Raw genomic sequence first — 25,271 nt, 5'->3', positions numbered from 1 at the left:
CATTGCATTTAAATTGGAGATATGTTTTTTATCAAACGGATTAGAGAAAATAGTATCGTTTTTCTAGTAATCCTAGGATTATTGCTTCTAACGATAGCCGTAGGGTTATTTGCTGTCGAAGAAGCGCCTCGCTGGGTGTCTGAATTGGGTAAGGCATTGATGACCATATCGGCATCGAGTATTTTCGGAGGAATCATCAAGCTTGTATTCGAAATATATCAGGACGAAAAATCGGCCAAGGAAAGAGAGCAGAACTTCAAAAAAGAGCTATTGGACCAATTACGGAATGTTTTCGATAGGGTCGATAACGCCCGACTTTTAATCGAAGCCCACAAGTCTGCCAGAACGTATGGTGAGCGAATGCGATTTGATATCATTCCTTGTATTACTACCCTTTACGATATCAAAAGAAGTCTCGTTGACACTTATGCGATGGCCGAAATGTCGAAAGAGAAGCTTGGGGAACTACGCCTCAATATACATTATATGATAGCCTATTTGAAAGCACTTACGAACGAATATACGATTCATTATCCCACCATTTCGCACCAACAGTTTTTACATGAAGAACTGAAAAAAAGAGCACGTGACGATTTTGCATATGAACTGACGACCCATTATCCCGATAAATATTTTACCGATGAGTTCCTTACTTCTGAGGAAATTAAAAATCGAATAAAACGGCCCCCATTATGGGTTTGGAATGCTATTCTAGACCTAGAGCAAATGGAACATTTTATTAAAGACCCCTATGATGGGCCGTATCGAAAGATGTTCATGGACTTTTATGAACCGTCCAAAAGAATTTTGAAAGGGGAGCCTGTTCCAAACAAATCAGCTTGGTACCGTGAGGAACATATGAATGAAATGCGGCGAATAGATCAAGCAGTTACCAATGGAGAACTAAAAAAAGAGGATAGCCTAGTCACAGTCCTAATCGGCCATTTGAAACAAGAAACGGCAAAAATCAGGGATAATTAACGCGTACAGGAAGTGCAAAAACCATCTTTAGGATTTATTTAAAATTCGATTCAGTTTTGCCACATGTTCCTTAGCGATGAAAGACAGTGGCATACGTAATCAAAGTAATGTTTCACTTAAATAAAAGTTCAATGAGTTTGTTACAAATTTTAAGCAACGAAATAGGGGTAAAGGAGGTCAAGGGAAGGCAACATAGCCCACAGATTATGAAATACGCCAAGGAAGCGGGGTTCGAAAATTACAAATCGGACGAAACCGCCTGGTGCAGTTTATTCGCCAATTGGGTGGCCCACAAGGCTGGCCTTGAACGGTCTAAAAACCTCACGGCGCGGTCTTGGTTGAATGTGGGCTTGCCTATTGACAATCCCGAGCCGGGCGATATTGTGGTTTTTTGGCGCACTAAGATAGATTCATGGCAGGGCCATGTGGCCTTCTATGTCGGCTTTTCGGCCGATCATTCAAGAGTTTATTGTTTGGGTGGCAATCAAGGGGATCAGGTATCGCTTACGGGCTACAAGGCCGACCGGCTGCTGGGTTTTCGACGCTTGCGCAAGACGACCGTTCCCAAATTTTCGCGCAAAAATTTACGGAACGGCGATACGGGGTCGGAGGTGGTGCTGCTACAGGATTCCCTGAAACAGCTCGGATACGATTGTGGTACTTCCGATGGCATGTTCGGCGGTAAGACCGAAAAGGCATTGCGACAATTTCAATCGAGTTCCCAGGAAATGAAAATCAACGGGATCTTCGACAAGGCATCCCGGGAATTTTTGGAGAAAATGTTAACGGTACATAGCTGATTTTGCCACCAAAAGGTCTTTCCTTGTTGAATGCCTTATGACATCTTATTTTGGTTATTTTATGGTATTTACCGGTATGCCCGGGAGATTAAAGGGCAGATTAACCCCAAAAAACCAATAGGGTGCGTCCAAGGTCACATTGTAATTATATCCTACGCTCAATACATTCTTGAACGCAGTGACGATAAGTCCGGTACCGAATTCTGGGGAGCCATCGGTGTCAAAGTCCGGGGAGGCAAAATTGAGTCCGACCCCAAGGTCGATAAATTCATTGTAGAAATAAGAGTTCCGAGACCCGAACTTTAATAGGAGGGAGGCGGAAGGTGCGAAATAAAATTTGCGTTCCAAATCAAAATCAACTGCCGATGCGCTAGGGTTGGCCATGATCATTCCAACGGCAACTTCAGATCGTGCGCCCACCATTTGCATGACCAGCTCGTGGCGTTCCAATTCATTTGGCTTTTTCGGTAAGACTTGATCTCCCTTCGGGTGACTCAAATACAGCGTAATGACCAATTTGTCACCGTTTGCCCTATCACCCGTACCTTCAAGATTTATATAGCCCTTTTCCGGAAGGTTGTCCAGACCGAATTGTAGTATTTCTTTTTCCAATTCGGCGTTCTGCACGTAGGTTTGCTTCTCTTTTTTTAGGAGGGATAAGGTGGTCCTCAAATTTTCCAAATCGGTTGAAATTTCTTCAAGACAGCCTTGTACACCGTTCATTAAAATTTGGGCTCGTCCCGCAATGGCGTTAATATCCGTAACGGTATTTTCAAATGCCTCCGTATCAAGCCGGAGAGACTTTAGATTCGTCACTACAGTTTCAAATTGCTCCATTAATTCAAAAGGTGATGTAATAGTCCATTCGGCCAAATCGGTTTTCAAAAGAGTTATTGGCGCTATAAGGCCATCCAATTGCAACAATAATTCCGAAGCCGCGGTTTTGGCCGTTTCGGTGAGTTGATTGCCAACCGTAGGGTCGTTCACGAAATCGCGAATGGCGGTCGATTGGTCCTGTAGGCAGACAACGGATGGGAAATGACGCTGTGCTATTTGTTGTAAGCTTTTGAAGATGGATGCCTTTTTTGAATTGTTTTCCTTAGCCTTTTCGGCCAAGCTCTGGAGTTGTTGTTTTTGAGCTTCGGAAAGCGTAGTTACCCAACGTGGGATTGTAATGTATTCTTGCTCTTCATACACGTCGAAGTTCTCGATATGCACCTTGCCCCCTACGGCAACGTTTCGTCTCGCCACCAGGCTGATGGTATAGGAGTCGATTTCAAGTTGAGCGAACTCCTCCTTCAACGCGCTTAGGTCTTCGGAAAAATTCTCGAAGATATAGGGTTCTGGCAGCGTACCGTTCAAATTCGCCCCGGAAGAGAAAAATTCGGTTTGCAGCGTGTTGTACCGGGTCCTGAGTATTTCATTGTTTTTAACCATGGTGAGAAAGTCCTCCATGGAATCGAAGAATTGCGCTTGCTGGGCCATGTTCGCGAATTGGTCGTTTAAAGCGCTAAGAAGTTGCTCCTGATCGGCGAGTACCTTGCCCAAATCCTGTATCCGTTGATCCAATTCAATTGATTGCGCATACTGCGGAAAACGTTCTTGAATGCTGGCCGTTAGCTGTTCTTTTGATATGCCGATTTCTAAACGGGAGTTGATATCCACTATTCTTTTTCCGTTCAGGTTGATTTCCTGCAGCTGCCCGCGGGTGTGCTCCTGAACGTTTAATATTTGCCCGTGAAAAACAAAGGAACAAAGGCAACAAAGGAGAAGTGCTACGCTATTGGCGGTCGGTTTCATAAAGGTGTTTTTAGCTGTTCGTAATCGCAATATCGTGGGCCTGTGCCCTGAAGAAGGACTGATGCAGACTGGCATAGTCAAGCTTTCCGTTTTTCAGGATGATTCCTGCCACTTCATCAGCGATAGGGGAGAAGCAAAAACATTTGATATCCCCGAAATCGGCATTCGCATGATCCTCGGTCGAAGCTTTGAGGTGTTCTTTCAAGGTGGTTTCCAAAACTTTACCATCGCGTATCCAAAGTACCCAGCGCTCCATATTAAAATAGGAGAGGGTGGCCAGATTGTCTGCCATGGGAATGGCTTCCCGCACGGATTTCGTATCGCCGATGATGATCATGAGAATCATCATCTCCTTTTCGATAAAGGCATTGAAAATCGATTTGGCCAATCCAGGGTCATCGACTGGAATCAGCGTAGTTCGTTTTAAATTCATATCGCGATATTTAGGGGGCCTTTTTAAATGGCCTGGTAGACCATCGGCCGAAGGCCCTGGTTTTTTGAAATGTTGCGAACCATCAAAACCGAGCGATACCCGTCCTGTCCGGAACTGATCGCGCAGGGGTTTTCGATTGTGAATTCGTATGTATTAATAAGGGGAATTAGATTACGGGAACGGCAATCTAAGTTTAGAACTCGTCTTGAGTTAATGTTTTACCTACGAATTTTGCATTTTGCACCCTGATTTCGACTTTTTTCGCTTCCGTAGCGAAGGCTATGCAACCAAAAAATGACTTCATCAGGCCACAAAAGCCTTCATTCTCGGTTCCAAACATTAACTCAAGACGAGTTCTTAAATTTAACTAGAATTTTCCTATTGTAAAAATATCCATGAAAAAGAAATGCCTGGCCAAATATACTTGAAAACGAGTTCGATTCTTGGCTTTTGCACACAATTGGGACAGTTTTTACTTCCTGAAAAGGTACATTGTTCGGTTGCGTTCACATCCTTCGATTGTGCAAACCATCAACTGCGATTAATAGGAAAAGGTTTTGTCTTGTTTCTTTAGTTCCTTTTTTATGCCCTCGTAGATATCGGCCTTCAATAAGACTGGATTTTTACGGGAATGGGCCTTTAAGGCCGAATAGTACATCACGTTTACGATTTCGGCGCCGGTTACCGCATATTTTTCCGCGATATGCATCCAATCGATAGCGTCCTCGACGTTCATCCCGGAGGGCACGCTTTGCGTCCATAATTTATAGCGTTCCATAACTCCAGGAATCGGAAAGTGTATTACGTTATGAAAACGCCGTAAAAAGGCATCATCGATGTTGTTCTTAAAATTGGACGCCAAAATCAGGAGTCCCTGAAAATCTTCGATGCGTTGCAATAAATAGGAAACTTCCTGATTGGCGAATTTATCGTTCGAACTTTGCACATTGGTGCGCTTTCCAAACAGCGCATCCGCCTCGTCGAAAAACAGGATCCAGTTTTTACGTTCGGCCCTGTTGAAGACCAGTTCGATATGTTTTTCGGTCTCGCCTATATATTTTGAAACGACCTGTGACAAATCTATTCTGTAAACAGGTATCCCAAACTTCTTTCCCAGCAAGGAGGCCGTTAAGGTCTTGCCCGTGCCCGCCTTGCCATAGAACAATACCCGATAGCCGGGTTTTATCCGCCTGCCAAAGGTGGGGTCGTCGAGTACTTTTTGGTGGTGGGCCACCCAAAGCTGTATATCGTTGATGTTTTCGGAAGTCTGCGGATGAAGGACCAGGTCGTCCCACTCCATCGCGGTGGTGATCTTCCGCGCTGGAAACTCCACGCTGTAGACCGGAGCGGCCTCCTTTCCGAGCAGTATTTTTTCCAGCCAATCTGGATCGGGCACCAAGCGCCCGCTCATGGTGGGCTCGGCATGCGGTGTCCCGTCGACTTGCAGTAGGCCGTAGGTGGCAAAGAGCCCATCGCTATTGAAAAGCTTTTGATACGTCAATCGGGCCCTTATGTCGAGTCCGGCCAATACGAACAAGGCGGTGTCCCCAGTAGGGAGGATTCCCCTATGCTGCTGCCCCTTGATGCCGCCGAAGGCAATGAACTCACCACCTTGGGGAAGTGCCTGTGCCATGATGTCCTCGAAAAAACCGGGTCTTATGTAGGGGGTAATCGCCAGGAACAGAACCAATTTTTCCTCAAAGGAAAAGTTCCCTTCAAGTTGCAGGATGCCGTCTAAGGCCTCGGTAAATTCACGGGTTTTATACGTTTCCAAAAGGAATTTGGTCTGTGCCTGCTCGGCCGCTAGACGATCTACGATCAATTTGCCCATGGCATCGATTCCCAGGGCCAGCTCGTCCCGATGTTTTGAAACCACTTTCAAGGTATTTTTAATTCCTTCCATAGCTACTTTGCTTATGCATCCGATATATTTTTTTTGAACCTACTACTATTCATGGACACTGCTTGGGGGGATTGTCCGGGTCCAAGAAATTTTTATTGAAGGGAACTTATCCTGTATAAGATACCACAAAATGGCTACTAATAAAAGTGATATCCCTATGCTTACGAAACCGCTGGAACTTCCGAGGCGGCCGGGGGAGCGGCTGCCGGTTCCTCTTCACAATCCAAATCGATGTTCACATGAAACGGATCAAGGGCGGTACTCGCGGCATTGGAAGCGGCCCTTCTTGCCGCTTCATCGGTGTCATGCAATTGTTGCACATACGCCTCTATGCCCGAACTTGGCCCAGTATAGTCTATCGACAGGGTCACGCTACCGTTATATTGTTCAAATGCGGCCACATGATCATTTTCGTGGGGGACCAGCTCGTTGGCAATGGCCTCGCGTACCCGATCTTCCTGACAAGGGCTAAGACCCGACGGCACCTCCGGCAGGGAAACCGAGGTCGCTACGCCGTAATCGATCTGGTAGTGGCCGGTATAGTGCCAACAGTCCCCTTCCGCACAGCCGGGGCCCTCGGTAACCGCGGTTCGCTGCAATCCGTTGCTTCGACCTTTTCCGCCGTCGTAGGTGGCATTGGTGACCCCTTGGATGGAAATCGATTGTCCGAATACCATTTTGTTGGTCGGCCGTCCGATATACTGGATTTCAGGAACGCTTTCGGGTACCAGGATGTTTGTTTCCTCCATTTCTGCCTCTTTTTCCATGGCGGCAGCTTCCGTATCGGCCATGGTGTCGTCCCCTTTTCCTTGTACGGTTTCCTCTTCCCCTGCTTCTTTCATGGGTGCCGCGCCTTCCTCCTCGGGCATCATTTGGATGAGGTGCCTTCCGTTTTTCTGTTGTTGCACATGTTTCAACTCATGGGCGAGCAATTGTTTCGCCTCAATACTGCCCGCTTCAAAATGGGCTCTGTTCATCACGATATGATTTTGCCAGGTAAAGGCCTTGGCCCCGATTTCCTTGGCGGCATTGGCGGCCTCCCTGTCGTTGTGCACTTTGACATCCCCGAAATTAGCGCCCATCCTGCCCTCAAAAAAGCTGCGTTGCTGTTTGGAGAGCGTACTGCCTTTGGCATCGATATGGCTCATATAATGGCCAAAGAAACTTTTGCTTCCCTTAGCCGGTGTGCCATGCACCTTTTTCTGAACCTGTTTATCCCGGTCCTCGCATTTTTCGCATTTGCGTTGCACTTGGGCCTCAAAGAAATTTTCGTTTTGCGCCTTCTTTTGGGCGGGCTTTTGGCGTTTAACCCGTCGTCTTCGATGAAATGATTTGCTTTTCATAGGTCTACTTATTTAAAAATTAAAAGCACAGCTAAAAACTTGCATATTTGTCACATTAGGTATTTACGTTTCTCTTTTCAAATTCCTTTACTGATTTGTCATAGTCCGGATCGGCTCCAAGTTGGCCGGTAAATTCACCTGGAGAACTGTATTGCATACTTAAAAATTTACCGGGTAATTCTTTTATGTCCTTGTTGATTTCGGTCTGTAGTCTGCTACTCAATTCTTTTTGGACTTCTTGATCGGATTCCGTAGCATTCGCATTATCCTTTTCAAACTCGGTCAATAATAGGTTTTTCAGGTTATTACCGGTTTTCTTCTCTTCCTTGATTTGAGCGGTCACGGTAAGATTAAATTTGTCTATGGATGAGAAGACGGCGGCCATACGGTCTTCTACACCCAACATTAATTTTCTATTGTAATTCGGGGAGGACGGATAGATATTCAAGGCTTTGTTTTTACCCGAACCTCCAAAGCGGTCGCCAATTAAATGTGCATTGTCAAAGCCACCGCCGGCAGAATCCGTCACACCGCGCGGGTTTCCTTCTGGTTTGAAAACCAAATTTTCAGCAGCTACAATGCGCTGTTCAATATTATCTTCATTTTTGTTCAACACTTCGGCAAAAGAAATTTCTATAGTAAAGGTTGGTCCGGGGGTTCCTTCAAAGGTTTTCGTATCATATTTCGCGGTATATGTTCCATTTTTCTCGGATATATTGATGGTGTCCGGAATATAATTCTTGTGGTCGGGCACATAGGCTTTCTCGGGACTTGGCATAAGCATACCGCCTTCAACAATGGCAATACTCAAATATTTGGCACCCGCCATACCACTTTGGCGTACCACCTTTGTTTCTGTCTTATTATCTTTTTGTCTGGTGCTCAGACCGTAAACCTTCTTATCATCGACTTTGTTCTTGTCGGTTTCCAAGTCGGCAATGAATTGTGGTAGAATCGCCCCTTGATCATCGGTAACCTTAGAGTTCAGGTAGATTTCCAATAGCTGCACGGATTTGCCATTGCCCCCCATCAGCAAACTTATCTTAGGAATCAAGGCGGCCATTTTTACATCCAGTTGGCCATTCAATTCTTTAATTTTTGCATTGTCATTGGTCACCTTTAACGTCGTCTTTATACCATCAATTTCGGCGGAGAGGTTAACGGCTTCCTGCTTGGTCGAAACAAGATCGGTCGCAATTTCCTTGTCTTCCAAAAATTTGGTCAAAGGGATAGGTTCACTTGCCACGGTAAGCACTGAATTTTCCGCATTGCCGGCAAAGTATAACTTGTGCGATTTTCCATCGGCTCCCCTAAAGTTCTTTTTCTTTTTCCACCATTGCAGAACACTGTCGATTGCGCCCTTTACTTTGGCCTTGCCTTTCTCCACAAGGCCTTCCCCGAATTCAATCACCTGCAATACGCCATTGATGATAGGCATACCTATTTTCAGGGCTTTCGCCACCAACCAATCGATCCCCGCGGTAATTTTCTCCCTGACCTTGCCAATGACCTCGGCTATTTTCTTGCCGATACCACCTAGGCCTACCTGATTGGCCAAAAAGCCTATAAGAACGGGTATGCCCCTGGCCATCGCTCCCTCAAGATAATCGGCCGCCGCCTGTACATTGCCGGCGGCAATCTCAGCGATACCGTTTACGAAGGAATTCAAGATTTCGAGCATAGCACGCAACTGCTCGATAAAGGATTGTATGGCCCTGTAAATCGCTATGACGCTGTTGATCACGGCCATAATGCCCGTAGGGTCGAGCATGCTTAACAATTTGGCCGTTACCTCCCCAATGATCTTGGTCATGATCCAACCCTTGGCGGCATCGATAACGATGTTCCACAAGTCGCTCAACTTTTCTTGTACATATTCCCAAATGGCAATTGGCCCGCGGTCGATCACATCCTTGACAAAGCTCCAGATGCCCGTTAATTTGTCGATGGCACCCTTGATCGTTGCTACTTTTTCGGGACCTATCTTTTCGGTGAGTTTCGCCCATACCCTTTCCATGATCTTTTCGACACTAATGCCCAAAATCTGCAGGACCAGGTTGAGGATACTCTTAAAGCTAAGGTCCGGGGGCATTTGGATTCCCAATTCACCCAACGAACCAAAGAGCCAATTGCCCAAGCCGCTGAGCAGGTGCTTTAGGATATTGTCGAAGAACTGGACAAAGCCTTGTTTTATGCCGCGCAGGATATTTTTAAGGAAGCCGATCGGATCACGTTTTATACTGCCAAAGGCCTCCATTGACCGGGCGATAATATTGTTGACCGTGTCTACGGGGAAATTCATCACCACCATCAAAATCTCAATGGCAATCTTGATAATGACCGTGATGAAATTGACCAGGCGACGAATGGGGTCGGCAAATGTCTTGAGGATTTTGATGAATATCGCCCCCGGAATCAGGAAGTCCGTCCAATCGAAGGATTCCCATAATTCTGTAAAGAGTCCAACGATATAGTCCCATGTAAAGTTCAATTTCTTGACGGCAGCTGAAATCTTTTGGCTCATCCGGTCGATGGCCCCGCTTTCTTTCATTTGTTGAAATTGTGCCTCACCACCGTCCATTAAACTAAAGAAGCCATGGATAATATTCTCCGTATTTCTGGGGACCTTATTTCCTGTAAAAGGATCTTTGCCAATGAGCACGGTAACCAGGAAGTAGCCCCTGGTCCCTTTGGCATAGTTGCTTAAGGCGTTCAACAGTGCCTCTCTCAAAAATGCCAGGAGTTCCCGCATGGCATCGGAGATAAAAGAGGTGATAAGCAAGATGGGTGCCGCAAACGCCTCGGCGAGTTCGGCAAAGGCATCCAAGGGGTGTTTGAGCGTTTCGAATGAAACGAGTTTCCAAAGGGCGGCAAAGGAATTCTTCACGCCTTTAATCAATTGGAAGACCACATGGATACTCCGATCGATCCAGCCCACACATTTGGCAAAGATGCCATTGGCCTCCATTTGCCGTTTTATCTGTGCCCCTCTGGCCCCCAGCACTTTTAATCCGGCGTTTAAAATATTCGTGCCGTTACGATCTACGGTTTCCTCTGTGATGGGATCCTCGCCGAGGATTACGATCAATAGGTCATAGGCATCCGGGAAACGTTTTTTGACGAACGAAACAAGGTTGGTAATCGCAATTTCTTTTACCAGTTTAAGGAATTCCTTTCCGACTTCGGAAACAAAAGTGATTACTTGGCCAATAACGGATCGGAAGAGGTTCGCCACATCGTTCATCACCCGCTCCGGATTACCGACGTCACTAATGCTTAGCCTGTTCCAGAAATTTTTGAACTCGCTGCCCACGCTTTTGATAAGGCCTGAAAAGCGTTTTACGGAATCGAACAACCAATTCGCTACCGGATTCGTGGCTCGGAAGTAATTGAGTACGCCCCGTACCAATTCCCCACCTATGGGAATAAGGTCGAGTACGGCATCCAATAGGGTCAGCGGCGTTTTATCTACAGTGGTACCTTTGATGGGATCTTTGCCCAAAATGTAACTGAGAAGCGTGTACCCGGGAATCTCATCTACAAAGCCAAGTACCTTATCGATTAGGAAGTCCTTGGCCTTATCAATACCCTCTTCTATCAGATCGGCCATGTCGGAAGCGAGTCCGGAGACGGCGTTCCAAGCATCTCCAAGCCACCCGCCCTGTATCATCGGACCAGGAGCCCTGTTCTTTACTTGCGCGGCCACTGAAGACGTTGACTTGGTCTGTATATCGGCCGGGCCGTCATCGGGTTCATATTCGACCCCATTGGAAGCAAAGCCACCCGGACTGCCCATTTCAGATCGCTGAATATTTTCGTCTTCTGCTTCTTTTTCTTCCTGTTCGGCTTTTGCCTGCAGCGTTTCCTCTTCCTCTTCCTTGCTGGCTTCGGTTTTTGCTTGCAGTGTTTCCTCTTCCTCTTCCTTTCGACCGATTTCCGTCTTGGTTTGGATTTCTTCCTCCTCCTGCCCGTTTTCCGCCTTTCTGCTGACACCGTATTTTGCCTTTAGGAGCTCGTCCAAGGTTTTGGGCTCGGTATCTTTGTCGCCCAGGGAGGGATCCCGCAGATTACCGGTCTTGGCGACCAAGGGATTAAAAAAGCCTTGCCAGTTGCTCAGGTCGTGTGTTTGCACCTGTATTTCGCCACCAAGATTGTCATCTCCGGCCGTATTGCCATTGACACTTTTTACGCGGTTAGCGCCTTCCATACCCACGACCAGTCCATAATGGGAGCGGAGTTCTTTATAGGCTATGTCACCCGGCTTAGGGGTATGGCCCTTTGGATAGGCCGCTTCGGGTGGGATGAAGGATTTTCCCAGTTGCCATTTAGGCATCGGGATACCTGCTTTGTTTAGTGCCCAAAATGCAAAAATACCGCACCAACTGGGCATGGCATCGCGTTTCCCGGTCCCTACCTTGCCATCGGGAAGAATAATGTTACCGGTAAACTCGGATTTCCTTTTAATGCTTTGTCTGGGGACAATATTTTTTTCACCGGTAGCTTGTGAAACGATTTTGTCTTTTCCGAAGGTGGTCTCGAAATACTCCATTAGATGTTCCCAGCCATAACGGTACCCATCCGCACCTTCTTTGTTGGCAATGACCTTTCCTTGTTCGGCCTCTGCCAGTTCTACGGCTTTGGTAAGTTGTGGTGCGACCTGTCGTTGAAGGATGGTTTTGCGCTGTACCGCGGAAAAACTGTGTTTGCGTTGCACATTGGCACGTACAGGGCTAGCCCCTTGCTGTATGGTATGGGTTAACTCATGCGCAAGAAGTGTTTGCCCACCTTTTGAGGCAGGATCGTATTTTCCACTGTTGAAGTAGATATGATTTTGGTAGGTAAAGGCATGCGCATTTACTTGCTTACTCATCTGCTGAGCGCTCGCGTCGGTGTGTATCCTTACGCCACTAAAATCCGCCCCAAAACGGGACGCCATGAAGTCTCCGACGGGTTTGGCCATAGGTCGGCCACCAGAGGTGGAATTGTGCAATTGACTTTGGAATCGCGCGGCGCCAGCCGGGGGACCACGGCCACTTAACTGTATCACGTCGGACGGATACATCGTAGGTGACCGCTGATTCGAATAGGTCTGTATAGTTTCATCTTCCTGGGCGGAACCCGTTTCAAGACCACTGGTTTCTCTTTGAATAAAACGGATTCGTTTAGTTTGCACCGTTGGGCCGTCGTCTTCCTGTTCTTCATCGGCCATGCGTTGCAGGGTGGTGGAAGCGGTTTGTAGTGTTTCTTCATCTTCCTCTTTTTCCGCTTCCTGTCGCTGCATTTCGGGCTGTGAAGTAGGGGGCACATGCACTTGTGGTTCCGGCATGTTTACGACCCTATCGGCAACAAGGTCGGCCTCTTTTTCGTAGGCATCATCGGGCTTGTTTACCTTTAGCTTGGGTTGTATGGCGGGTTTAAAGAAAGGAGTTTCCGGCGTAGGGGATCCCTGCTCTTTTTGAGGACCAAAAAAAGCCTGCTCTGCCTTGCGTTGAACGCTTACAGCCGGTTTTACCGTTTTGTCTGCCGTAGAAAACAAATCTTAACTTTTATTCCATGCTACAAATAGGATGTTTTGCATCCATTGTAGTCTTATCGTCGTATAGTTCCAGGGAATGTAGGGGAGTAGGATATCTACGGTTTGTTCTGGTATATGTAAGTAGTAAAATCCGTTCTTGGACTTTAAAACCCCCTCCCTGACTAAAAATGTTTCTCTCAGTCCATCCGGACTCGTGTTTTTTAAAGCCTTCCAATGCCCGATGATCGCTTTCAAGAATTCAGTGATTTCGGTATCGAGATTTTTAACCGGTCTTAGTGCGGTATTGCAATGCTCCCCGGGATCCAGGCCTGCTAGTATTTTTGGTAGTGTTAGCTTCCATTCGGGCGCACTGCTTTCCCCTGTGGCCATGTAATGAAAAAGGATGGGTACCTCGACGGCATCGATAAGTTGACCCTTTTCATTAAGGTAGCCGACCTTTTTGAGGAACTGCGGTAGAAAGTGCGCCAACAACACCAAACCGGCCTGGCCGATATAGGCACCGACCTCCGTGCCGTGTTGCATGGTAGCTGTGTTCTTTCCGGGTACTTCCTTGATGCCCTGTTCTTCCCGTTCAGTCGAATTGCCAAAGGGATGGTCCTTTAAGGTAGGCGCTTGCTCCAATGCCGCAGAAACTTCCGCGAGTATTATTTTGGGAATGGTCAGATTCTGGGATGTTATTTTGTCGGGAATCATGTGTTGAACTACCATAAGTTGTAGTACGGCACCTAACGACCAGTTGTTATTTGGTAGGAAAGTAAAGAGGGTATAGTAAAATTCGATTAGGGGTAGGGACAGAAAATAGTCTGGATTTGCCGTAAACAACTTCAAGTAAGCATTGATTCGTTGCATTACCTTTATTTCACTCGTAAGTTGCGCCACGAGTTCATGTTGTTCGGGAACACTTTTCAATCGAAAGAACCTGATAAAGGCATGCTTGTTTTTTATGGTTTGCACCCATTTAAACCGTACCTCTTGGTTCACTGCCAATTCCCCATAAAAAGATGTCACCATCCCATCCCATTCTTCATCGGAAACACAACTGGTCAACAGCCCTTGTTCTAAATAGCCCAAAACCAATTTGGCATTGTGGTGGGCATGGGTCAAACAGCTAATGTTGTTTTCGGCCAAAGCCTTTTTTAAGGCTGCCCTTAATTGCCGACTGATGGTGTCGCGTACTTTTTCGCCTTCCGAAAAGAGGTCATTTTGAACGGTGAGCTGGAGGTCCAGGGTAAGTTCCTCCATCAAAACTACCGTTTCCGGTTTTGTGTATTCGGTAGCGAGGCAGTCCAAGACTTCTAGAATATTGGTTTTGGCCCAGGCGACAAAATCGTTTCCATTGATGCCATCCGTCGCCAAGTTTTGAATCTTAAAGTCGAGCTGTGCCTCCTGGATGTTATTTTGCCGAATTCCTCCCATTAGGTCGCTAATTGGGTTAGACATTCCGCAAGTTGTTTAAGGAAGTCTATATAGACCACCTTCGTAGGGGTGTCGTTGTTGGTTTTGTCCAACTCCTTCAAGACGGCTTCCAGCATATTTTTGAACACTGCTTTTTGCTCATCCTTGAATTCGACCTGTTCTTTCCAAGGGGTGAGATGGCCGAGCATCATACGCAAGGTGTTTGCCGTTCTTACTTGGGCCTCGTCCACATCCTGGTTCTGGCAGCAAGAGTAGAATATAATGATTCCCATCATGATTTCATACAACAGAACTGCCGATTGTCTATGCTCTTCGTTGTTCCCTACGATGGTATTGAGGGTTCTGATAATTCGTTGAATAACGGTCAGGGTGAGGTCTTGCCGTAGTTTATCGAACTGTTCTTTCTTGGGCAGGCCGATAAACTCGGGGAAATTTTCCAAAAAGATTTTCATCAAAAGTTCGTATTCGGGAACCCCACCTTTGAATTTATCGGTACTCAGCTCGTGTAGGATTTTAAATTTATCGCCCAACTCATCGATCGGTGTGCAACTTCGCTCCTCGGTTGGCTGTTCTTCAAAAACAATGGTCAGGGGTTGTGATTCATTTTCACAGGGTCCGTTTCCTGCTTTTAATGTTACCACGGCTGTTCGATCTTTTTCAAAACCAATGGGTCCCGGATCTTGCTTGTCCGAAAACTGCCCGTTTCCAAAATTCCATTCGTACCTATCCGCAAATTTGGTGTCATTCTTAAAGGTCACTACCCTAGTGGCATCATTTTTCGAAGCGATCGATATGGCGACCTGCGGTTTCTTGAAGACGGTTACCGTAATATTCTTGACATCGGCATTGACCGAATAGGTGATCACGATTTCCCTTGAGGCCTGATCGGCAGGTGCGAAGTCAGTCGGTTTAAAACGGAAATCATTGGCCACGACGGTTCCGTCTACTTTTAATTCCCCGCCCTCAGGGGCAATTAGGATTTCATGATCCCCAGTATCGTCCTCACAGAATGCCCGTTGTTTCATATCCAGGCGCACATTCGTTTCCCCGGGCTTTGGTTCCTTATCGCCCATCACGATGAAGTTCATCGGGTTACAGGACGCTTTACACATATTGGGCACAAAGAAATCGGCGATTACCGTGCCTTCAGGGAATTGGTTCACCAACGCGGCCAATTCCGGATCTGAAAGATCGTTATCACCCGTACGGTCTATTATTTCGAAAATATCGTTTAGACCGGCCTTTTTTACGGATTCATTTTTATTTCTCAAATTCATAAAAGGGCTGTTCGCTTTGGCATTGAACCGACCGGGATCGTTAGCGAATATCGGCTCTTCCGATACTCGCTCAGACGCGGCGAACGTATTGGTGCCGCGCGAGACCACGGGCGATAATACCACTGGCACTGTATTGGAACTATCAAGTGGTACTTCTACAGTGGCATATCCTACAAATGATACGACAAGGATAGGGTTCTGACTTTTGGTGGTGATGACAAAATTTCCATTGAAGTCGGTTTGTGTTCCGTTGGACGTACCTTTTTCGATAACATTCGCACCAGGTATGGGAGCGCCGGTTACCGCTCTGACCGATCCATTGATACGTCTTGTCAAGTCCCTAATTTCCGGTTTGTCGTTGTATACCAAAATTAGCGTACCGCCTACGGTTACCCCTGCCTTGTGCTGTACACCGGGGTTTTTAAAGGCATAGAGCGCAAAGGTTTGGTTGGAGATAAAAAGCACGTAATTGATAAGGAAGTTTCTGTAGAGGACATTAAAAACTTCAGCTTTGCAGATTCGAATCGCGGCATCCAGACTTTCTTCCCACATGGCGGGTAATTCAAAATCAGGGATGTTGTCCAATGCCAAAAGCATAATGACCGCAACTCCTGAAGCGTCGTTCAACGCTTGGGTAAGTTCCTTTATTTCAAGTTGTATCAAGCCATCGGGCAGGGCTTCATAAATTTTTTCCAAATAGTACATCAAGTAGATAGGGCTCAGCAATTCGCCCTTGCCTGCCGCTCCATCCACAAAGGCCTTTGGGGTAATATAGGGTTGATTTTTAAGCGGGGCGTAAAATGCATCGAAATCGGCCCCGTAGGTATTGGCAAATGTCCTATAGCCAGGAAATTCCTTGCGGACCATTTCGGACTGCGGTAGGTTGGTCGTTGGAACGGGTGGCGAATCGGTATCAAGTTTTTTCAGGTTGTAGAAATACGCCATTATCTTGATTATTGCGCATCGCAATTCAGCGGCATGGGCATCGTACTGCGATTCGAGGTCGGCAAAATAGCACCGAATTTCCCCTAGGATATCCTTGTTGCCGGAAATTATATCGGCCAGACTATTGCTGCTGGTGAGCAGGCTTTGGATAAGGGCGAAAATATCACCGTTCAAGGCGACTACATCTATGGGTAAGCGTTTTTCGTATTTTATCTTGTTCACCTGGGCAAGGGCGGTTTTCCAATTCTGCCCCACATGACCCTCCACCCGAAGAAAGTTAAAGGGTTCTAAATCATAACTTAGGGGGTCATGAAAATACGGATTGGAATTATAGAGCCCGGCGTCGAATGATAAATTGGTATTGCCTTTTTTGAGTTTTGTTTTCTTAAAATTCCAGTTGTCATATAATACATTAGGAGCATTGAGAATATCGTAGTAATAGGGAATGGCTTTTTGCGAAAGGGGTAAATCTCCGTATTTGCTCGGTGTAATCCTAATAATCGATTGCCGCTCGTTGGTAGCGAGCGCACTCCTGGGAATCCTGACTTTTTGAATGAGCAGGGCTATTTTTTTTAAAAGGAATTTGATTCGCCCTTCGGAACAACAATCGCATGAGAAGGCTGGCGATGGAATCCAATGATGTCTGAATTCGTCAGGGGCACTGATGGCGTTGCCAAGAATCAAATGTCGAGGAAACAGCGCTTGGTTCGGGCAGCAAAGCGATAGGCAATCATTGCACATTTTTCGCAGTTCTTCATAGGCCAGGATTAAATCGGAGAAAAAGTCATAGTAGTATTGCACGTGCAACAGTTGTTCCGCAGTGATCGTTCCATTAAATAGGAAAGCAAAGGAATTTCGAAGCCCAGAAAAGGGATTGTTCGGAAATTCGTCTTTGATGTAATACCCAAAGGAATTGTATGCGGCCCCCAAAGTTGTCTCTAGGCCAAAAATGAAGTCATTGGAGAGCACGTTGAGGAACCCTTTAAGGATGGCAGGTGAACTCAACAACAGGGTTGCCGGCACATCGTACTTGGGCATTTTAATCTCCGGCCATTCGGTGCAGGCAGGCTCGTGCAGAAAAGGTACCTCGCCATCCCCGAAAATAAGGTTATCGATATTCGCCTGGGCCACTAAAAGTGGTCTGTGGGTAACTTCTACGGTACACCCCTTGTCATCACAGGAATCCGGATCGCAATTCTTATTGTCCACCTTGAGGAGCTCCACAAAAATAACAACGACCTTGTCCTCTAAAAATCCAGGTGTAAGCGGTTTCTGAACCTCGGCGGCACCGTCGTTGTGCAAGAGGTGAAGCGGAAACTTTTGGGTATCGGCAGCATCTAGGAAAGGCGGGTAAAAAAAATCTTGTTCGGCCGAAAACTCGTCGTTGTACAACGTATAGGTCGTTTCCGGAAAGGGCACTAGGTAGCCCTTGGAGGTGACCCCGACACCCTCCGATATGGTCAATGCCGTGCCTGCAGCATTTACGCTAACCTCCATTCCGCACAGGATACCTATGCCGATAAGGGTGGTTCTGGTCAGGCGTTGTTGCTCCTCCAAATAGCCGAACATCTGATTTAGGCTTTTCTCTGTAAGCACCTGATCTGCTACAAATTTTGGATACCGATCTTGTTGAATTACTTGTGCCATAGGATTGTATTTTAAATGATCGTGCTATTCAACCGAACCCTGTTTTCATCATCCCCGTCTTCACAGTCATGTAAGGTGGCCTGGGGGTAAACACTTTTTAAGTTTTTAAATGTTTCTATAAGTTTTGTTAGTTTATCTTGTAAAACGGACTTATCCGGTAGCGCCTTCGCCAGTTCGGAAAGCCATGCACAGTAACGGGTTTCAAATTCTTCGAGTTGCGTTTCCGAAACCCAGCAAATTTTTACGCCAAGATGCGCAGGTGTTTCCATGCGTATGGTTTTTTCCGCAAATCTTCTAAAGGCCATGCCGCTATTGGCCACCCCTTGTTCACCATTTAAAACCACGGTAATCCTAAAGGAATAGGGATCTTCCTCTCCGCATAAATTGCAATCCTTATCTATACATATCGGGAGAAAAGGGTCTCCGTCCATAAGAAGGGAAGGGGCATTTCTGGGCCGGAGCAAAATGTGCTCTACGACATAAACTTTTTCGCTAAGAACAATTTTATCTATAAAAGTCTCGATGAGGTTGACATGGTCGTTTCCATCGACGAGCAGGGCGAAGGTGCCGGGGGACCTGGCAATGATATCCCCATCGGTGTTCTCCAGTACTACCGCAAAGTCACCGCCATCGGGAACTACGGTAAGCTGTGTCTTTAGGGCAAGTAGGTCTATGGCCATATGCACGGCATCCTTTAATTGGTTTCTTAAATCGTATTCCTGGTCTATATCCTGTAGTTCGATACCGTGTAGCAACTGTTCTTCCAAGTCATTTTCAAGATGCCAAGTACCGTTCCATTTGCCATTTGTATTCTTGATGACCTCATACCGCACGAAGGAATGTGCACCATTCAGTCCTAGTACCACCTTTATACGTTCGCTCAGGCCGGCGACATTGTCGGGATGACAAACGTGGGCCTCATCTTTGTAGTTAAAGGCCTTGGCACGGTTGGCCGAAATCACCGGGAACTTTTCCAAGAAATTGATTTTATCGAAAATGAGTTCCTCCTCGGCCTTTTCCTCCGAGCCATAGGCCTGGTAGAGCATCAAGGCATAATCGCTAAACGACTCTGCAAATCGTGCCAAAAGATGGTCTAAGAAACAATTTCTACGGTCCAAAAATTGTCCCCGATCTTCTAAAAGGTCATGAAAACCATTGTCATCGATATCGACATAAAAATCGGATACCCCCTTGAATTCCCCTTCGCTGAACAAGCTTGAGAAATACGTTTTGGAAATGGTCGGGTTAATGGAGAGGACGTCCTTAAACCGTTCTAGTTGCCTTAAAAATACCGACAACACATGTTCAAACACTAAGAGGTAGCCCTTTAATTGTTTTGCCTGGGCCTTGCGTGCCGCAGTTGCCGGCTCTTTTAAGCCGTGTACGCCAACGCCATAGGTTTCCGGCAAATGGTACTGCATAGGATAGTGCCCCCTATGGTCTATAAAATCCCCTTCCGGGACTTCCAAATCATTATCGGCTTGTATCACCTTGTTCTGCTGCCGTACGCCACGCCATAATTGTAGTGTATCATGCAGTTCATCTTGATGGGGAAGGAAGGGAAGCTCATCCTTAAAAACCAAAACCTTGGAGGCATGTATGTAGAGCCGGGGTTGATGACCAGGTTCGATATGGAGTTCCCAGGGTTGGGATTCAACCAAATTGCCCGCTTCATCGTAGCGGGTAATCGCTATATTTTTTACCGCCGTGATCCCTTCGACATCCATTAAAATGTTTATGATATCGGAGGTGTAAATGGTTGTCCTTAAATCCGAATTCGCCAATTCCTCCTCCAAAATAAAGCCATGATCCAGTTTTGGCCCCTGAAAGATTTCTTCGGTATACTTGCCGTCGGAAAATAACTCACTTAAAGTGTAAAACTTCACCACCGGATTTAGGTATTCGGTGATCAAATAGTACGCCTCGCCCAGCACAGCTTCGATATCGGCATCCGCGGCCATTTCAATATCGGCACAGAGGCCAACATCCACTATGGGAACTGTGCCAATGTTGCAATAATCCTCGGCCAGGTTTCGATGCGCATGCAATACCGCTCTCGCTTTTGCTACGGCCTCATCGGCCTTCTGAAGTTGATAGAGGTATTGGCTAAACGGCCCCGTTTTGGTAATATCCTCAAAAACGGTACTGATATCGCTTTTTTGAAGGGCGGCCCTTCCATCATCCGTTTTGAACCAAATTTTTACAGGCAGTTCCACCAAGCTAATGTGCTCCTCCAAAGTGGTAGCCGTATTGGTGATTTTATAGGTAACATCCGCCCGCAACGGATTTCGCAAGGCCTTGTAGAAAACGGCATCGGCCACATCCAGATGATAGTAGGTTCGTTCGATGGTCAGGTCCGCAATCGGGCCATCCTTGATCACACGCATCAGCGCATCGTCAAGTTTTGCTTTGTGCCACGGACTGAATCTTATTTCGGCGGTAGCACGGTGCTGTCCTCCTCCGAAGGAAAACCGATGAAAGATCTTCCCCCCGTTTAGATCGCCGTACTGCGAATCAACCTCCAGCTCCAGCAAGGCATCCCAAAAACCTTTGATATGAATGGGATGTTCGGTCACCTCATAAGTGAGTACACTGTCCTTACAATCGCCGTAAAAGTCGGGATGGCAGGGACAAGGGGTACATTGCATCCAGGCATTCGCAATTCCCTGTTGGTCGATTACCGCTTTGCGCCAGTCGTTATCCGTAAATGGATTGATGGTCAATATTTCCCGGGCCGTGTAAAAGCACTGATCGTCCCAATTTACTTCTTGATCCGTTCTATACGCAATGAGGTCCTCAATCGAAAAGCCGAGCTTAAAACCGACTTCGGTCTGGGCAAAGCAGAGCAGTTCTAATAAGGTAATACCCGGATCGTGAATATTGTAATCGGTCCAGTAGGTGCTGCCCAATTTTTCAATAAAGTCGATTCCTTTTTTTCGAAGCGCGTCGTAGTTTTCGCTCTCCCTAAACTCAGGATTTTTTAATATGGTGACATGCTTATTCATCAAAACAATTGATCTCTAAAAGTTCTTCAGGTTCGTTCAGCAATACGGTTAATTGGTGTTCCAAGGCGGGGACGGATACGAGAATCGATCTTCCGGTAGATGCAATGGCCTCATCTACCTTGGTGGTCGTGCCATCGGAGGTAAGGTGCATCAATTCAAAATCCGTTAAGAAATCCACATACGGCAATTCTTCGATAAAATCGATGAGAACGGATTGGTGGATACGTCCACCAAAATTAAGATCGGTGTCCGAGCTAAAGGCCCAAGGACTTAAAAAGTTCATAATGTCGTGCTGAATTACTTCCTTGTAATAATTGACATCCGGGAAGTCATCCCGAAGGGTGATGGTGCATTTTACCTTCACCTCCTCAAAATCGGGTTGGGCGGTATGCAGGGTTACCTGGCAGGAAGTCCGCTCTCCCAAGAAATCCTTGATGGCTTTTAAGGTGCTCTTTTTCGTGTAGGGCTTCAAGGGGTCTATGTCGTTCCTGTTGGCCAAATTCGGGATGGTAATCACAACAATGTGGCCGGGAGCAATCTCGTTATAAACCAGATCCCCTTCACTCAAGGAACCTTCTATTTTGGTATGATTGAGGCATTTTGCCTTATAGATTTCTGGAAAGGCCTGTAGTACCAGGCGTTCAATATCCCAGATGGTGATTGCCCGGTCTTTATGGCGCAAGCGTTCCGAGGCTCTTAAGTAAAAGGCCTCGTCTCCTTCTGTGGGCTTGCCGTCAAAACTGGAATAAGGCTGCTCGATTTTTTTTATCCTGGCATCGGGTTCCTGAAGTTTCTTGATTTCCCCTGCGGCCGTAAGCATGCTTTCATACTCCGTATCTTCCGGAATGGCCCTTTTTACCGCTACGGCGTTGGGATGGATACCGATAATCTTGGCAACGGCATCGGGTGCTTCCTGTACCGAACACCGTATCCATATCAGATTGTTCTCAAAAGCGGTATGGACCAGGCTTGCATCTTTTGGTATAATGAAATTAATAATGCCGGATTCTATTAAGCCACTTGTGTTATCACCGACCCCATCGTCATCAAAGGTTTTCCAAACATTGTGGGCGGTTAGGTATTCCCATTTCAAATGCGCGTCGGGCTTGTCTAAAAGCGGATCTTCACTGCCCTCTTGCACTTGAAACAAAACGGATTGGGTATCTCCGGGCAGCAAATGCTCCAGCCCTATAAAAAGACTGCCTTGGGCCTTGAACGCCCCGGTTGCACTCCTGATAAGTTTGCTGACGAGTTTAGGGGTGCTCTTTTGCAAAACCCTGTGCTGTTCGCTATCCCCAAAGGGTCCTATATGAAAAAATGCCAAAGGCCTTTCGGTAAAGGTATTGGCGCTGGTGGTATACATAAGAAGATTACAACTTGCCTCATAGCTTATACTGAAAGAGTCAAGAGTTGGTTGGTAGGGATAAATGGGAGCGGTATGATAGGAATAATTAAGCTTAAAATAACTCTGAAGAGCGTTGTAATAGTCGCGATGACCAAAATCATGGTTTAACTTTAGTTTGATGAATCCTTTGTTTACATCCGCTGCATAGCTTTTCCATGCCTTGTCCTTCGCAAGAAATAGTTCTCTATGGTCGTTTGTGGACAGATTCAACACAAAACCCACCTCGTTAATGATAGGGGAGCCGGAACTAGCACTAAATACAGGCTCATCAGCTTTTACCTGTTCCCATCTATTCTTGCTTAGCTTTAGAATTTCAACTTGTGGAATTCCTGCTCCCGAAACACTGTTGTTGGAGTTATAAGGCACAGGATACCACCACACTCCTTCATAGTTATCAAAATCAATACTGGCATCGTCTTCGGGCAAATCCTTCCATTTGAAATTCAATTGCAGTTTTGCTCCTTTTTTGTAAAAAATCTCGTCACTGCCAATAATAAAGGAGTTGCCAATCGTAGGCTCGGCCCCCCATGGATGAAACGGTTTTGACGGGTTTAAGGGGCTGGCATCATTGTGCAGTTCCAAATTCTTTATCCCATTTTCATTGTAGGCGCCGGCGATTTCACCAACACTGACCTTTAGGGCTATATTATAAAGGGTGGCGCTGCTCAGGATATCGTACTTGAATTCAACCGTATCTTGATGCTCCAAAATAATTTTCAATACCGGTTCGGTTGCCGTAAGACTCCCCAAATGTACTTCCTGGTTATAGGCGACCACGGGGTCTTTATCGGCGGGAACGGTTAGCTTGAACTGCATTTTGCTTAAAGCCCCATTCGGATGTTCCGTAGTGATCGTATCTAATGCCAACCACTCTTTTTCAGTGGTGATATAGGCCTTGTATTCGGCAGCATCCAGAATAATGGACCTGCTCAAGGTAAGTGTCAGCGTGATTTGCCTTAGGCCTTCCTTTAACCTTAGATAATGGGATGCAATGGCGAATCCTATCTCGGCCCTTGGCATATTGATATCGGACAGCGCTGCATTTGCATACGTTTTTGTATGGAAAGGATGCCAGGAGATTACCTCTTTCGGGAGTTCTTCGCCCAGTCCATCCGCACTGTTGATGATAGGGGATGCGAACAGGCGCCCCTTGTTTATTTGACTGCCGATCGTGTCATCTTCACCGCCATAGTACAGGGCAGCCAGGTGTTTGATCGATGCCTTGTTGAGGACGGTTTCCCGAATGCTTTCATAGGTGATGCTATTCCCGTCCTCATCTTTTGGCCCCATGAACGAGGTATCATCCTTTAGGGCATAGTACGAGGTAACCTTGTTGAGTTCCGATACCAAAAAAGCGGTATCGGGAGACTGATCTAGGGGTCTTAGGCGTAAAACGTTTTTGTAATAAAAATCCAGATGCCTTCCGGTAAGCTCATTTACATGTGCTTTTGTATCGTCCAGCAGCTGAAGCCATGTCAGATATAGGGCGTAATTGGGTTGGTGGTCGGGCCAATCCGTTAGATACTTGCCAAGGTATTTTTGGGAATGTTTGGTGATAAATGTGGCCGAGGCACTAATTTCATCCAATATGCTGGTAAAGAAATTATGTTGCGCGATGTATTTTATTCTGTTCTTGAAACCGCTCAAGCCACCAAAAATGGTAGAATCGGATGATATTGCACTATAGTAGGTGTCAAAATCGGAAGTAGCCGGGTATCTTTTTTCTTCAAGATCGGATAAGCCCGAGGCTATAAAATCTTCGTGACCGTTTAAGGCCTCATGAAAAATGTCCAAGTCGGTGGGTGTACTTTCGACTATCAAACGCTGTGCAGGCGTTCCTTCCAATGATGCCTTGTAATATGCAAAGGTTCTGGCTTCCAATGGCAGTAATTTGGCCTGTATGTGATACAGCAAAATACTGTTGTATTCCGTATCGGCCCGGGTGGTCTTGAACAGCCTATCTACCAAGGTAAAATAGGAAAAAATGATATCGAAAAGCGTTGTAAATTCCTGTTTAAGGGCGGTATCCTTGGTTTCTATACGTACCAATACCTCCCTGATGTATTTTGATAATTTTTCCGGGGGATAGCTCGCCACCAAGGCAAGCTGCGCGCTGACATTTGCCGAAAAAAAAGGCTTCATGGTCCCAACGGGCGCATTGTTCAATGCCGTATAGCGAATATGGTCGGAAAACTTACCCGCCCACACCATCCAATCCTCGGTGGCTTTGTCGACAATTTCCACCGAGGTTGGACTGAGCTTTGCCAACGCTCTTTGTCCTTGGCTCGTGCCATTTCTGACCAATGGGTTTTTATTTTCGGAACAATCACTCATCTTACACTGCTAAAGGATGGTTCGTTGTTAGTATATTCATTTCGGTAGCTTCCTCACTGTAATAGGGGAATACAAAATTGAACCTGCTATTGGTTGCACTTACGATGTATTCCAAGCTAATCAGCAATACGCCCTCGTTTTGTCTGGAATCGTCCAAGGTGATTTTCTTGGCCTCGATACGCGGTTCAAAAAAGAGGATCGACGTTCGTATGCGTTCTTTGATCATGGTCTTGGCGCCGGTATTTAACGACTCGAACAGGAGCGGTTCCATATGACAGCCATATTTCGGTTGCATTACACGTTCGCCGGGCCTCGTAGTCAGTAAAATCTCTAGGCTTTTTTGGATATCGTCATACAATTCGGTAATCTCCACTTGTCCGGTTTCGCGGTTAAAGTCCGGAGGGAAACTCCAGCCCATTCCAATAAATGCTTTTGCCTTTTCCATC

General features: G+C 46.4%; 12 protein-coding genes. 2 read left to right on the top strand and 10 right to left on the bottom strand.

Features of this window, described 5'->3' with window-relative positions:
• Window positions 1–21: 21 nt before the first annotated feature.
• Together FGM00_RS12945 and FGM00_RS12940 are read left to right on the top strand one after the other, a co-directional pair.
• Complete coding sequence (locus FGM00_RS12945) at window positions 22–981, top strand: hypothetical protein (RefSeq protein ID WP_138853317.1); 960 nt, start codon at window positions 22–24, stop codon at window positions 979–981.
• A 131-nt stretch (window positions 982–1,112) separates the two neighbouring features.
• A complete protein-coding gene (locus tag FGM00_RS12940; protein WP_138853316.1) occupies window positions 1,113–1,781 on the top strand; it encodes a C40 family peptidase in 669 nt (222 codons plus the stop codon).
• Between the two features lie 54 nt (window positions 1,782–1,835).
• Here the strand turns inward: FGM00_RS12940 and FGM00_RS12935 are convergent, their stop codons facing one another.
• From FGM00_RS12935 to FGM00_RS12890, 10 genes are all read right to left on the bottom strand, one after another.
• A complete protein-coding gene (locus FGM00_RS12935) occupies window positions 1,836–3,581 on the bottom strand; it encodes a hypothetical protein (protein WP_138853315.1) in 1,746 nt (581 codons plus the stop codon).
• Window positions 3,582–3,591: 10 nt separating this feature from the next.
• On the bottom strand, window positions 3,592–4,014 hold the full coding sequence (locus FGM00_RS12930; RefSeq protein ID WP_138853314.1) for a hypothetical protein: 423 nt from the start codon (window positions 4,012–4,014) through the stop codon (window positions 3,592–3,594).
• A gap of 541 nt (window positions 4,015–4,555) precedes the next feature.
• Entirely contained in the window at window positions 4,556–5,917 is a 1,362-nt protein-coding gene (locus tag FGM00_RS12925; protein ID WP_138853313.1) for an ATP-binding protein, read from the bottom strand.
• 161 nt (window positions 5,918–6,078) lie between these two features.
• The gene (locus FGM00_RS12920) at window positions 6,079–7,260 is read right to left on the bottom strand and encodes an eCIS core domain-containing protein (protein WP_138853312.1); all 1,182 of its coding nucleotides are present in this window, start codon (window positions 7,258–7,260) and stop codon (window positions 6,079–6,081) included.
• Between the two features lie 55 nt (window positions 7,261–7,315).
• Window positions 7,316–12,796 carry an eCIS core domain-containing protein gene (locus FGM00_RS12915; RefSeq protein ID WP_138853311.1) on the bottom strand — a complete coding sequence of 1,827 codons (5,481 nt, stop codon included), beginning with the start codon at window positions 12,794–12,796 and terminating at the stop codon, window positions 7,316–7,318.
• Window positions 12,797–12,799: 3 nt separating this feature from the next.
• Window positions 12,800–14,236 carry a contractile injection system tape measure protein gene (locus FGM00_RS12910; RefSeq protein ID WP_138853310.1) on the bottom strand — a complete coding sequence of 479 codons (1,437 nt, stop codon included), beginning with the start codon at window positions 14,234–14,236 and terminating at the stop codon, window positions 12,800–12,802.
• Complete coding sequence (locus FGM00_RS12905; protein ID WP_138853309.1) at window positions 14,212–18,081, bottom strand: carboxypeptidase-like regulatory domain-containing protein; 3,870 nt, start codon at window positions 18,079–18,081, stop codon at window positions 14,212–14,214. The genes FGM00_RS12910 and FGM00_RS12905 overlap by 25 nt, the downstream gene beginning before the upstream one ends.
• A gap of 11 nt (window positions 18,082–18,092) precedes the next feature.
• Window positions 18,093–21,086, bottom strand: coding sequence for a hypothetical protein (locus FGM00_RS12900; RefSeq protein WP_138853308.1), 2,994 nt, complete (start codon window positions 21,084–21,086; stop codon window positions 18,093–18,095).
• Entirely contained in the window at window positions 21,079–24,825 is a 3,747-nt protein-coding gene (locus FGM00_RS12895; protein WP_138853307.1) for a baseplate J/gp47 family protein, read from the bottom strand. Before FGM00_RS12895 ends, FGM00_RS12900 begins: the two co-directional genes overlap by 8 nt.
• Window position 24,826: 1 nt before the next feature.
• Window positions 24,827–25,270 (bottom strand): GPW/gp25 family protein, encoded by a 444-nt coding sequence (locus FGM00_RS12890; RefSeq protein WP_138853306.1) that lies wholly within the window; start codon window positions 25,268–25,270, stop codon window positions 24,827–24,829.
• Between the last annotated feature and the right edge of the window lies 1 nt (window position 25,271).

This window comes from Aggregatimonas sangjinii (genome assembly GCF_005943945.1).
Classification (GTDB): domain Bacteria; phylum Bacteroidota; class Bacteroidia; order Flavobacteriales; family Flavobacteriaceae; genus Pelagihabitans; species Pelagihabitans sangjinii.
The sequence above is the reverse complement of the archived record's forward strand: the minus strand, read 5'-3'. Positions and strand labels throughout refer to the sequence as shown.

What these genes read in the sequence shown, in the direction of transcription:
- FGM00_RS12905 (WP_138853309.1), bottom strand. Translation starts at nt 18,081, where the DNA reads ATGGCACAAGTAATTCAACAAGATCGGTATCCAAAATTTGTAGCAGAT.
- FGM00_RS12945 (WP_138853317.1), top strand. Translation starts at nt 22, where the DNA reads ATGTTTTTTATCAAACGGATTAGAGAAAATAGTATCGTTTTTCTAGTA.
- FGM00_RS12900 (WP_138853308.1), bottom strand. Translation starts at nt 21,086, where the DNA reads ATGAATAAGCATGTCACCATATTAAAAAATCCTGAGTTTAGGGAGAGC.
- FGM00_RS12930 (WP_138853314.1), bottom strand. Translation starts at nt 4,014, where the DNA reads ATGAATTTAAAACGAACTACGCTGATTCCAGTCGATGACCCTGGATTG.
- FGM00_RS12935 (WP_138853315.1), bottom strand. Translation starts at nt 3,581, where the DNA reads ATGAAACCGACCGCCAATAGCGTAGCACTTCTCCTTTGTTGCCTTTGT.
- FGM00_RS12895 (WP_138853307.1), bottom strand. Translation starts at nt 24,825, where the DNA reads ATGAGTGATTGTTCCGAAAATAAAAACCCATTGGTCAGAAATGGCACG.
- FGM00_RS12920 (WP_138853312.1), bottom strand. Translation starts at nt 7,260, where the DNA reads ATGAAAAGCAAATCATTTCATCGAAGACGACGGGTTAAACGCCAAAAG.
- FGM00_RS12940 (WP_138853316.1), top strand. Translation starts at nt 1,113, where the DNA reads ATGAGTTTGTTACAAATTTTAAGCAACGAAATAGGGGTAAAGGAGGTC.
- FGM00_RS12890 (WP_138853306.1), bottom strand. Translation starts at nt 25,270, where the DNA reads ATGGAAAAGGCAAAAGCATTTATTGGAATGGGCTGGAGTTTCCCTCCG.
- FGM00_RS12910 (WP_138853310.1), bottom strand. Translation starts at nt 14,236, where the DNA reads ATGTCTAACCCAATTAGCGACCTAATGGGAGGAATTCGGCAAAATAAC.
- FGM00_RS12925 (WP_138853313.1), bottom strand. Translation starts at nt 5,917, where the DNA reads ATGGAAGGAATTAAAAATACCTTGAAAGTGGTTTCAAAACATCGGGAC.